Source organism: Andreprevotia chitinilytica DSM 18519 (assembly GCF_000711875.1).
Lineage (GTDB): Bacteria > Pseudomonadota > Gammaproteobacteria > Burkholderiales > Chitinibacteraceae > Andreprevotia > Andreprevotia chitinilytica.
This window is the reverse complement of record NZ_JONM01000044.1, coordinates 1-12,244: the sequence shown is the minus strand read 5'-3', so window position 1 is coordinate 12,244 and position 12,244 is coordinate 1. Positions and strand designations below refer to the sequence as shown.

Annotated in this window: 9 protein-coding genes; 7 read left to right on the top strand and 2 right to left on the bottom strand. The window is 57.3% G+C overall.

From position 1 onward, the window contains the following. A partial coding sequence (locus tag BR41_RS21210; RefSeq protein WP_051711556.1) for a pyridoxal phosphate-dependent decarboxylase family protein occupies window positions 1–1,344 on the top strand: 1,344 nt, incomplete at its 5' end. 606 nt (window positions 1,345–1,950) lie between these two features. Continuing rightward, a complete protein-coding gene (locus BR41_RS21205; protein WP_156970854.1) occupies window positions 1,951–2,310 on the top strand; it encodes a hypothetical protein in 360 nt (119 codons plus the stop codon). A gap of 139 nt (window positions 2,311–2,449) precedes the next feature. Here the strand turns inward: BR41_RS21205 and BR41_RS24440 are convergent, their stop codons facing one another. Both BR41_RS24440 and BR41_RS21200 read right to left on the bottom strand, forming a co-directional pair. Beyond that, window positions 2,450–3,016 (bottom strand): hypothetical protein, encoded by a 567-nt coding sequence (locus tag BR41_RS24440; protein WP_156970853.1) that lies wholly within the window; start codon window positions 3,014–3,016, stop codon window positions 2,450–2,452. Between the two features lie 79 nt (window positions 3,017–3,095). Beyond that, entirely contained in the window at window positions 3,096–3,938 is an 843-nt protein-coding gene (locus tag BR41_RS21200; RefSeq protein ID WP_035061298.1) for an alpha/beta hydrolase, read from the bottom strand. A gap of 317 nt (window positions 3,939–4,255) precedes the next feature. Here BR41_RS21200 and BR41_RS21195 point away from each other — a divergent pair, with 317 nt between their 5' ends. The 5 genes from BR41_RS21195 to BR41_RS21175 form a co-directional block, all read left to right on the top strand. Then, complete coding sequence (locus BR41_RS21195; RefSeq protein WP_245616037.1) at window positions 4,256–5,974, top strand: ABC transporter transmembrane domain-containing protein; 1,719 nt, start codon at window positions 4,256–4,258, stop codon at window positions 5,972–5,974. 189 nt (window positions 5,975–6,163) lie between these two features. Continuing rightward, complete coding sequence (locus tag BR41_RS21190) at window positions 6,164–6,547, top strand: nuclear transport factor 2 family protein (protein WP_035061292.1); 384 nt, start codon at window positions 6,164–6,166, stop codon at window positions 6,545–6,547. 90 nt (window positions 6,548–6,637) lie between these two features. Continuing rightward, complete coding sequence (locus BR41_RS23320) at window positions 6,638–7,546, top strand: sterol desaturase family protein (protein WP_051711554.1); 909 nt, start codon at window positions 6,638–6,640, stop codon at window positions 7,544–7,546. After that, window positions 7,474–8,574, top strand: coding sequence for a fatty acid desaturase (locus tag BR41_RS21180; protein WP_211251828.1), 1,101 nt, complete (start codon window positions 7,474–7,476; stop codon window positions 8,572–8,574). Before BR41_RS23320 ends, BR41_RS21180 begins: the two co-directional genes overlap by 73 nt. A gap of 101 nt (window positions 8,575–8,675) precedes the next feature. Then, the coding region (locus tag BR41_RS21175; RefSeq protein WP_051711550.1) for a condensation domain-containing protein at window positions 8,676–12,244 on the top strand (3,569 nt) is incomplete at its 3' end.

The following is a 12,244-nucleotide window of genomic DNA, read 5'->3' as shown; positions in this document are numbered from 1 at the left end:
GCCGAACTCAAAACGCCGCTGCCGCATGCAGCCGGCAGCCTTGCGGATACCTATGGTGATTTCCAGCGGCTGGTGCAGCCCTATATCGCCGGCAATATCCACCCGCGCTTCATGGGCTGGGTGCAGGGTGGCGGCAACCCGGTGGGCGTGCTGGCGGAGATGCTCGCGGCCACGCTCAATGCCAATCTGGGCGGGCGTGATCATGCGCCGATCGAGGTCGAGCGCGAGGTCATCCGCTGGTCGGCCGAGATGCTGGGTTTCCCCACGACGACGACGGGCGTGCTCGTCACCGGCACCTCGGTCGCCAACCTGATCGCCTTGCTGGTGGCGCGCACCCAGGCCATGGGGGCCGGCGTGCGCAAGGAGGGGCTGGCCGGGCACAAGCTGGTGGCCTATACCTCGCCGGCCACGCATAACTGCGTGCTGCGTGCGATGGATATGGCGGGCCTTGGCACCCAGGCGCTGCGCCTGATCCCGTTGGATGAGCACCACAAGATCAGCCTGGTCGAGCTGGCCGCCGCAGTCCGGCGTGACCGGGAGGCGGGCCTGCAGCCATTCCTGGTGATTGGCACTGCCGGCACGGTCGACACCGGCGCGGTGGATGATCTGACCGGCATCGCCCGCTTTTGCCAGCAGGAGTCACTGTGGTTTCACGTCGATGCGGCCTTCGGGGCGCTTGCGATGCTGTCCCCGGCGCAGCGGCCGTTGCTGGCCGGTATCGAGGCGGCGGATTCGGTGGCCTTCGATTTCCACAAATGGGCGCAGGTGCCGTATGACGCCGGCTGCGTGCTGGTGCGGGATGGGGTGAAGCACGCCGCCGCCTTCGCGACTCACGTGAATTACCTCCACCGCGAGACACGCGGTCTGGCCGCCGGCCATCCGTGGCCCACCGACTACGGCCCCGATCTATCCCGTGGATTTCGTGCACTGAAGGTGTGGATGACATTCAAGGTTTATGGGGCGGACAAGCTGGGCCAGATCGTGGCGCAATGCTGCGATCTGGCGCAGCGGCTGGCGGCGAGGGTTGAAAGGGAGCCGGAGCTGGAGCTGCTGAGCGCAGTAACGCTCAACGTCGTTTGTTTCCGCTTCACGGCCTCCAGCCAGGAGCTGGATCGCCTGAATACCGATATCGCCATCGATCTGCAGGAATCCGGCATCGCGGTGCCTTCCACCACCAAGGTCGACGGCAAGCAGGCGATCCGTGCGGCCATTGTGAATCACCGCACGACTGCGGAAGACATCGACATTCTGCTGGATGCGGTGATTGCGGCCGGTCGGCGACTGGATGGGTACACATCAACAGGCAATCGCCTAAATCCAGCCACTGCAGACGAGCCGCAATGAGTGCTGTTGCCCGGCGGCCTGTTCAGCGCCGATGTATTGCGCATGGAGTTCAAAGCGCAGTGTGCTTGGCCCGGCCCGGCGATACGCGCCGGCCAGCTTGCACTGCAACGCAGTCGGGGCGTTTCTTTGCAAGTCGGGTTACACTGTGCAGCTCGTTTACAACTTGGGATAAAAGTAGTTACAACTTTAGCTTTGATGAACGCTGAATGCGGCTTGGATACAGCTATGAAGTACGCCTGCGGTGACATGTGCATTCGGCCCGTGGATGCATGTCAGTAACATTAGCTATTGAATTACTAACAAGTGAGCAACTTTAGATATGCAAAGTGAGTAACTTTCCTGTGCGTATGACAGTAACTTATCCTGCGCGCGCAAAAGGTTTTGACTGAAGCACTGCGACTGAGCTCCATTAGTGCCGATAATGTATATTATGTAAAGTAATTCTTATGGGTGCAATGAAGTTTGAACGACGTTTCCCCAAGGCCGATAACTACAATGCCCTACAACGCCAATATCTACGACCTGGCGTGCTAGGCTGCGCGACGTTGATCGCGGCGGAAAGGTCCGCTTGCGCGTTGAATCGAAATTCAAAAAGAGAACCACAAAATGAGCAAGATCAGGATGAAAGAGGCGTTAATCGCGCTGGCCATGCTGCCCGCCATTGCCCATGCCACTTACAGCTGTACTGGCCCCGTCAATGGTGTAGCTGTTGAGGCACGCACCGGCATCATCAGAGCAGCGAACGCTGGCGGCTTGGCTTACCAGTCCATCTGTAGCGTAAGCAGCACGAACAATCTGATCGATCCGACGGCCTGCAAAAGCATCTACGCGCTGTTACTGACCGCACAAACGACCAACCAACAGGTCACCATGTATTTTGACGATGCCGGTGGTTCTTGCAGTAGTCACGCAGCATGGGCGCCAGCCACCGGGCTTTATTTCGTGAACATCGTTCCGCCGAACTAATCAGGCGCGCCAGTCGGATACGTTTGGCCGGGATGTGAACCGGCCAACAAAAAGCCCCCAAATCGGGGGCTTTTTGCTTCGGCACAATATGGGCCAGATTACGCCCAGGCATCAGGTGAAAAGTCAGAATGGCCTGCAATTAAACGGGCTCGCACGGACTGCGCCAGATGAGACAAGTCGTACCATCCACGCGCTGCCGCACTTCCTTCAGACGGCGCTGTTCATAGCTGGTGAACAGCTTGCTGCCGCAAAGATTCGCGCTACGCAAGAATTCGTCTTTCAACTGTTTGCACGTATTGGCATCCATCGACTGCAGGCCAGACGCTACCGGTGGCAAATCCTCAGGTGAACGAGAACCAGAAGGCTGGGCGTGATACATCGCCACATTGTTCACAACTGAATCGCGCATGGCTACCTGACGCTCACCAGTCGAACAAGGCTTGTCTTGGTAATGAACACTGCCTCCCTGCCCCACGCATTTACGTACCCCAGACGGCTGGTCAATCTGAGTATTGGAAGGTGTATTCAGCGCTTCAGCGAAGGCGTCATCGTTAGGTGAAGGCAATGGCGTAACAGGCGCTGTGCGACGAATAACAGGAAGATTGATTGCCGACACCTGCTGATGAGCAACTTCATCCTTTCGAAGCTCATAGAAGCCACCTGCCAGAACACCGACAACCAACAGCGCAAGCAAAAATGGATTCATACGAATTGCTCAGAAAACATGACGAAGTGCTAACACTATAAGCCACAAAAAAGCCCGCGATTGCGGGCTTTTTCAATCATCAAGCAGCCTTATTGTGCGCGATCCTGTTCAAGAATTGCTGCACTGACTGCCAGCATGCGTCGAGATCAAGAATACTGTTGTGATTGGCACCGCCAATCACATTCCATTCTTTCGGGCCAGCCCACGCACCAAACAGGCGATTGGAGTGTGCTGGCGAAACGAAGTGATCCTGATCACCAACTACAAATAGTGCTGGTGATTTAATGCCTGGCGCACGGGATAAGGAATCGAAGGGGTGTTTTAGCAGTAATCCAACCGGTAGGTACGGATACATTTCCTGAGCGACATTCTGCACACTGTCATAGGGAGAAATCAACGCAACTCCTGTCAATTGGCGATGCTGCGCAAGATAGACCGCAACGCCTGTGCCAAGGCTGTGTCCCAATACAAAAATGTTTTGGCTATCAATCCCGGCATGATGAGCGAATGTGTCATAAATTATTAGCGCATCCGCTTCTAGCGCTGCCTCCCCGGGAGTGCCTTTGCTCAAGCCATAGCCGCGATAATTCATCAAGAGGATATTCCACTCGGGGAAAAATCTGCGTTCTTTGGCTAGCCAGGATACTTCCTCATCATTGCCCCCGAAGTAAATCAACATCGGTGCTGGCTTATTCGTATTTGCTTTCAGGAGCCAGCCATGCAAATCGGTGCCATCCGGCGCTGTGATGCGTACTGCATCTGCGCGTTCCGATGGTTGCTGCAACTTGAGTGCCATGGCAGGGTCGAGCGACCTTGGATAGAAAAGCATTTTCTCCTGATTGAAATAATAGAACATCAGGATAGCTAGAACGATAGCGAGTGCGGTAGCTAGAATGAATAGCGAAATGCGTTTGATCGACATCGATTGGCCCAATAGATATTCATTGCTGAGCGGCAGCGGTGTCGGGTAGGGGTTTCCGCATCTCGGTCAGTGGTGCCAAGCGTGGCCCGGGCGCTTTCAGCGAGCACGATCATACCTAAATAAATAAGAGTGCCGTCAAGAAAGAAGCACCCTATACAACATACTGAATTGTTTTATTTTGCTGTCCCGCCACTTACCCGTACTATCTCGGCCGTCTCGTTTAGTATCGTTGGATCTACGGCATGACTTCCGCCTCGCCCCGTTACAGACGCCCCACTGCCCTTGCCGGGCTCCTGCCTTTTTTGCGTCCCTATCGGATGCGTATTGCCTTGGCGTTGCTGTTTCTGGTGGTGGCTGCTGCTGCCACGTTGGCATTGCCGGTGGCGATCCGTGGCGTGCTTGATCAAGGCTTGTTCACGACAGATCCAAACGTGCGTGGCGCGCAGCTGGTGGCGCTAAAAGACCACTTCCTGATTTTGTTCGCTATCGCGGTTGCGATCGGTGTCTTTACGGCGGCGCGCTATTTTCTGGTGACTTGGCTTGGCGAGCGCGTCACGGCGGATTTGCGCAATGCGGTGTATGCCCACGTTCTTCGCCAAAGCGCTACGTTCTTCGAAACGACCCAGACTGGCGAAGTGCTCAGCCGACTGACTACTGATACATCCCTGGTGCAGACGGTGGTTGGCACATCCATGTCGATGGGGCTACGCAACCTGATGATGGGGCTGGGCGCGCTGGGGATGTTGGTCTGGACCAATCCGTGGATGATGTTGCTGGTATTGGGTGGATTGGTATTTATCGTTATTCCGTCGGTATGGATCGGCCGCCGGGTGCGCCGTCTGTCTCGGGCTAGCCAGGATCGGGTGGCGGATTCCAGTGCCATCGCGGCCGAGGTACTCAACTCCGTCGCCGTGGTGCAAAGCTATACCGCCGAAGCGCGTGAAACCCAGCGTTTCGCCACCTCGACCCAGCATGCCTTCCGCACCGCCGTGCACCGCACCTCATCGCGCTCAATACTTGTGGGTTTTATCACCATCGCCACATCGGCCATCTTGTTGTGGGGGCTGTACCGGGGTGCGCAGTCGGTCATGACCGGACATATGAGCGCCGGGCAGCTTGGCCAGACCGTTGTATACGTGATGATCCTGGCAGGCGCATCTGCGGTGCTGAGCGAAGTCTACGGTGATCTGCTGCGCGCAGCCGGCGCGACGGAGCGGCTGATCGAGCTGCTGCATACCCACGTCAGCATCTCCTCCCCCTTCCCTGCCATTTCTCCGCCAAGCACGACGGGCGGCTGCCGAGTGCGGCTGCAGGACGTCAGTTTCAGCTATCCATCCCGACCGAAAACGCCGGCATTGCAGCATCTCTCGTTTGATGTCGCGCCAGGGGAAACGATCGCCCTGGTTGGCCCGAGCGGTGCGGGGAAAACGACGGTATTCCAGTTGTTGCAGCGCTTTTACGATCCGCAGCAGGGCCAACTATTGATCGATGGCGTGCCAATCCAGCAAATGCAGCTGGATGAGTTGCGCCAGCGTATCGGCATCGTGCCGCAAGAGGCGGTCATGTTCTCCGGCAGCGTGCTGGATAACATTCTCTATGGCAGACCTGATGCCACCCAGGCAGAGGTCGAAGCGGCAGCGCACTCGGCCTTTGCGCATGACTTCATCACGCAATTGCCCGATGGCTACCAAACCTTACTGGGAGAGCGGGGTATGCGCTTGAGCGGGGGGCAACGTCAGCGCATCGCCATTGCGCGCGCCATGCTGAAAAATCCGCCGCTGCTGCTGCTGGATGAGGCGACCAGTGCCCTCGACACGCATAGCGAACGGATGGTGCAAGCCGCGTTGGACGCCATCATGACCGGGCGTACAACACTCGTTATCGCGCACCGGCTGTCCACGGTGCAGCAGGCCAAGCGCATTCTGGTTCTCGATCATGGTCATCTGGTTGAGCAAGGGAGCCATGCCGAATTGCTTGCCACGGATGGCTTGTATGCAAAGCTGGCAGCTCTGCAATTTGCCGACGCCTACGCCTGATCGCCTTGCAGATATGTGTATTTGTGAAAGAAAAAAGAAAGACTTATTTGTATGTATGTTTATTATTTTCTCGTGAGAAATTGCGCATAACAAACGTAACAACAAGAAAATATTTATATTTGACTTTCACCCAGCTTCGATCAAAACTCTCGACGCCGCAATGATGTTGTCCTTTCCATTCTGATTTTCATGGCGAATATGGTCGAGTTTGCACCCCCCGAATCTGTCATACAGCAACAGCTGGATGCGTATAACGCGCACGATCTCGAAGGCTGGCTGGCGACCTATGCGCACGATGCCAAGCAATTCGAGTACCCGGCCAAGTTGCTTGCGGATGGAATTGATGCAATCCGCGAGCGGTCAATTCCGCGTTTTCAAGAGCCCAATCTGTATGCGGCATTGCGCCAGCGTACGGTAATCGGCTCAATGGTGATTGATCACGAAGATGTTACGCGCACGTTTCCGGAAGGGACTGGCAAAGTGGAGTTGATCGCAATCTACCAGGTCGTTGACGGCAAAATCGCTACAGCATCTTTTGTGTTTGGTGAAAAACGTTTAGACGTCGAAACCTAGAAAGAAACAACGCTTGCAAATACCCCCGCCGATCCCTGCGGGAATATTGATTCGACTGTTGATTCGACTGACGCTTGCAAGGTCTGCCCGATGCAAAATCTTTTCACTGGCCTCATGAGTGGTGTGAATGCTGCGATTTCAAGCTATATCGCGGCCTTTCCAGCAACGCTGGAAGACTTCCTTGGCTCGCTGGCCGTTGCGGTGGCCATCATGATTCTTGAATGGGTGTGCTTGGGGTGGAACAAATCGTCCATACGAAAAATCGCCTTGTATTCCGGCAGTGTACGCAATGATCTTTGGGCTTTCCTGCTGGTTGGAATAGGGTTTGCCTGGCCACTGGCGCAGCTTTCGTTATTCGGCCTGCCGGAGTTGGTCAAAAATATTTCCTTGGGCTGGGTGCATATCATTCGCCCTGAATTGGGGAATTCGCTATTCGTCGCACTACTTTGGTTCATTGTTTATGACTTTGCGATGTATTGGATTCATCGCTGGTCACATATGATTCCGGCACTATGGGCACTGCACAGCTATCACCATAGTGCAAATGAAATGACGATATTGACGCGCTTCCGTTTTCACCCCTTGGAAGAAGCGCTTTACACCATTGTATTTGCGGCGCTATTGGCGTTGCTGCCAGTTCCGAAGCTGTACATTCTCGTGTTGATGGGGGCATCCCTTGTCCATACCTGCCTCAAGCACTCCGGGCTGGCTCAGAATTGGGGGTGGGTCGGTCGCTATATCCTCTCTTCGCCTGCCGGGCACCATATACACCATTCTAAAAACGAAGCGCATTTCGGCACCAATTATGCGACGACGTTCCAATTCTGGGACATCCTCTTTGGCACCCATCATTACCCCGATCAGGCAAGTGTCACCGGCCTGCAATTGGGCTTAAGCAATGATGCGGGGGATCGGCCAGTGCTGATTTGCCTGTTGAGCCATTACCTGGATTTCTTCAAAAGCTTCCTGCCATCCACGTTGCGCCGGCAATCTTCGTGAAGATTGGTCGCGACCCATCAATGCCCCACTCCACTGCCCAGAGATCAAGCATGTCTGACAGCCGACTGTTCAAATACTCCAACTGGGATGCGCTGAACGTTGCGATCATTCCCCTGCATATCAGCTTTTTCGTATGGTTGGCGTATGAGTACCACAATCTTTCACCGCTGGTGCTGATCGCGCTGATCCCCGTGCTGTTTGCCATCTCATTGCAAAATGCCGGTGCCAATCACAATCATTACCACACCCCGTTTTTCAGCAAGCGCTGGTTGAATACGCTTACCCGCATGGGCTTTTCGATGACCGCAGCGCCGAAGACGCCACACAACATCGGGCACGGGCTGCATCACGCCACCCATCGGTCCTGGAATGATGATTCCCTGCTGGAAACATTGGGGTTGAAACGGCCTGTGCATCAGCAGCTATTGGCATTTGCGCAATATGTCCTTGAATCGCTGGGGCTGAAATACCTCGTCCTGCTTTATCTCTTGAAACGTTGGCCATCTGAGCGGCTTGCCGCATTCGTTTCCCCCAAGGAACTGGAATTGGGAACGAAATTTTTCGACAAGATCAAGGCACCACATAAATTACGCGAAGCAAAGCTGGATCTGGCTGCGTGGATGTTCTTCCGTATCCTGCTTTGCGCCATCGACTGGAAGTTCTTCTTCTTTTATTTCGTTCCTACCGCCTACCTGATCGACACCATCCGCTTGGCCGAAAACTTCCTGCAGCATTGGGGCGCAAGCGATCCGTACGATTCAACCCGCGATTCGGTCAGCAGCTACGGCTCGCTTTATAACGGGCTGACTTTCAACCTGGGCTATCACCAGGAACACCATTACCGCCCTGGTGCGCACTGGCTGCAGTTGCCGTCTTTGACCGCAGATCTGCCCGCCGATCGGCGAACCGTGCCTTTCACGCATTACATCAACGTGCCAGTCGTTTATCCGCGCTTCGCCGCCCAGCTCGCCGAGCAGGCGAAGAACGGCGTGGACGGAGAGCCCGCAACGCAAGGCAGCTCAGCCTGAGCGCTCTGAATCTGGTCAGCCAGGCACGGCCTTAACCGCAGCCTGGTCTTGTTGAACGCAGCACCCTGAATACGGCCATGTCCCTGTCGCCACTCCCGCCTATGTCTACCCTCTTCGACGTCGTTCGCTATCGCGCCACGGCAGAATCAGGCTGTGCCGACCGGCCAGCCTTCAGTTATCTGAATGACGGGGAGCGCATCAGCGGTTCCTTGACGTACGGCCAACTGGATGCAAAAGCGCGCGCCTTGGCGGCTCGGCTGCAATGCCATACCCAGCCTGGTGACCGGGTCTTGTTGGTTTATCCACCATGCATGGATTACATCGTCGCGTTCTATGCGTGCGTCTATGCCGGTGTAGTTGCAGTCCCTACCGTTTCGCCCAATAACGCCCGCACCCTGCCCCGTTTGCGATTGATGGCCGTCGATGCTGAGCCCGCTGTGGCGCTTACGCTGCAGAGCATTCTTACCGGCCTGCCGGCGTTGCAAGATGGCGCAACAGAAGACGACCCGTTGGCTCGTTTGCACTGGCTGGCGACAGACGTGTCTGGCGAATCGGAATCGGCGAGCTGGACGCAGCCCGCAACGCAAAGTAGCGACATCGTCTTTCTGCAATACACCTCCGGCTCAACCGGCACGCCGAAGGGGGTCATGGTCAGTCATGCCAATGTGCTCGCCAATGCCGAGCTGAGCCGATTGGCCTACCGGATTGCAGAAGGGGATGTGTTTGTTTCCTGGCTGCCGCCACACCACGATTTCGGCTTGATCGGCGCCATGATCATTCCGGTCTATGTCGGCGGCCATTGTGTGCAACTCCCGCCCGCCACATTCCTGATGCGGCCCTATCGCTGGCTGAAGCTGATCACGCAATACCGTGCGCGCATCACCGGTGCCCCCAACTTTGCCTACCAGTTATGTGTGCAGCGCATCTCGGACGAGGAAAAGCAAACACTCGACCTCAGTAGTCTGGAAGTCACCGTCAACGGGGCGGAACGCATTCGGGCAGAAACGCTGCGCCAGTTCGCAGCGGCCTTTGCCTCGTGTGGACTCAAGCCACAAAGCATGACGCCCTCTTACGGCATGGCCGAATCGGTACTGATGGCCTCGGCCAATCTGGCCACCCAGGCCGGGCAAACGCCCCTCACGCGCAGCATCAGCAAAGCGGCGCTGGAGTCCGGTCTGATTGAAATCAGCCGGAATGAGCACGATGGCACCGAGGTGGTGCTGACCGGGGCCAGTTGTACTGTCGATCACCGCGTGATCATCGTTGATCCGGCCACCTGTACGCCATTGGCCGATGAACAAGTCGGCGAGGTCTGGATTCAGGGTGGTTCGGTCGCCCAGGGCTATTGGGGCCGTCCGGAAGAAAGCGACCGGACATTCCGCGCCGAATTGGCCGGGCACGCCGGGGCATGGTTGCGCACAGGGGATCTTGGCTTCGTCAGCGACGGCGGTTTGTACATCACCGGCCGTATCAAAGAAGTCATGATCTTCAACGGCCGCAACATCTACCCGCAGGATGTGGAAATCACCATCGAGGCACTCGATCCGGCGTTCCGTGCCAACGGTTGCGCCGCCTTCACGCTGGAGGATGGCACCGCCACCGGTCTGGTCGTCGTGCAAGAGCTTGAGCGTCGCCGGCAACCGTTACTGGAAGGGCTTCAGGGACGGATTCGCACCGAATTGGCCGATCGGCATGAAATCTTCGATCTCGCTGCCGTGTTGCTGGTGCGCGCCGGCAACATTCCACGCACCTCCAGCGGCAAGATCCAGCGCGGGCGTTGCCGACAGTTGTTCGAAACCGGGGCCATCGATGCAATCTGGTCGTGGAATCGCGCCGACGAAGCGCTGCAAGCCGAGTCGCCTGATCGGCCTGCCACCCCTACGGAGCAAACCCTCCTGAAGGCGTGGCAAGAAGCCTTCGGGAACAGCAACATTGCCGTCACCGATAATTTTTTCCTGCTCGGCGGCCACTCGTTGCTCGCCGCACAGCTGATTGCCAAGCTGCGCAGCGAATTTCAGATCGAGTTGCCATTAAGCACGCTGTTCCACGCACCGACCATCGTCGCATTGGCACGCGAAATCGACGCCCAAGGTCAAACGGCCATTGCCTTGCCGCCAATCGTTCATGGCGAACATGCCGAGCGCCTGCCGCTGACATTTGCCCAGCAGCGATTCTGGTTTCTCGATCAATACCAGCCGAACAACCCGTTCTACACCATCCCGCTTGCGCTAACGATTGGCGGCGCGGTCAATGCCAGTCTGCTGCAGCGAGTACTCGATGCGCTGGTCGAACGTCATGCGCCGCTAAGAACGGTGTTCCAGCTGGATGCCGGCCAGCCCATGCAAGTCATCTTGCCCAAGCTGAGCGTGCCGCTACGCGTGATCGACCTGAGTGATCTGTCGGTTGAGCAGGCAGACCAGCAGGCCAAGGAAGAAATCCACACCGAGGCATATCGACCCTTCGATCTTGCCAATGGCCCGCTCATGCGCGCCACGCTGCTACGCCAGGCCGACGCACAGCACACGCTGCTGCTGTCGCTGCACCACATCATCTATGACGGCGGGTCCACTGTCCCGCTGCTGACCGAACTGACCCAGCTGTACGCCGCGTTGAGCGCCGGCCGCCCTACTCCCCTGCAGCCACTTGCAGTGGACTATGCCGATTACACGCAATGGGAAGCCAAGCATCTCGGCGGCACATGGCTGGATACGCAGCTCGCCTGGTGGCGCGATGCGCTGAACGGCGTTCCGCCATTGCTGGCAATTCCAACCGACCGGCCGCGCCTGCCGGGCAATAGCCAACGCGGTGCGGCTTGCGCGCTCAATCTGCCCAGTCAGCTGATTCAGGATTTGACGGCATTGGGGCGTCAGCACAATGCCACGCTCTTCATGGTGCTCACGGCTGCCATGAACGCATTGATGTACCGCACGACCGGCCAGAATGAGTTCTGCCTGGGCATGATGTCCGCCAACCGGCCTGCTGGCACAGAGGCGCTGATCGGTAATTTCATCAACGTTGTGCCGCTGCGCAGCCGTCTGAACGGCGAAACCTCTTTCCCCGCATTACTGGCCGATACCGCTCGCAACCTGCTCGCCAGCTACGAGCGGCAACTGCCCTTCGAGCTGATCTTGCAGCACGTCGCGGTGCAGCGTGATCTGGCCTACATGCCTTACGTGCAAGTGGTCCTCAATTTCCACAGCGAGCTACTGCGCGACGAAGGCAGCCTGCGCTGGCAAGACAATCAGGAACTGCAGATCGCCGGTCGGCATGCCAACAGCGTTCAGCACGCGGCCTTCGATATCAAGGTGGAAATGCAAGACCACGAAGGTGGACTGGCAGTCAGCTTCGAATACAGCACCGACCTGTTCGAGTCCGCCACCATCGCCCGCATGGCCGAGCACTACCGCACCCTGCTCACCGCCCTGGCCGCCGACCCGCAGTCCCGCGTGCGCGACCTGCCGCTGCTCACTGCCGCCGAACGCCAGCAAGTGCTGCAGGACTGGAATGCCAGCACTTCCGCCGTCCCCAGCGAGTGCATCCACACCCTGTTCGACGCCCAGGCCGCCCGCACGCCCGATGCCATCGCCGTCCAGTGCGGTGACGACACGCTCAGCTATGCCGCTTTGAATCAGCGCGCCAACCAGCTGGCGCATCACCTGCGCAGCCTCGG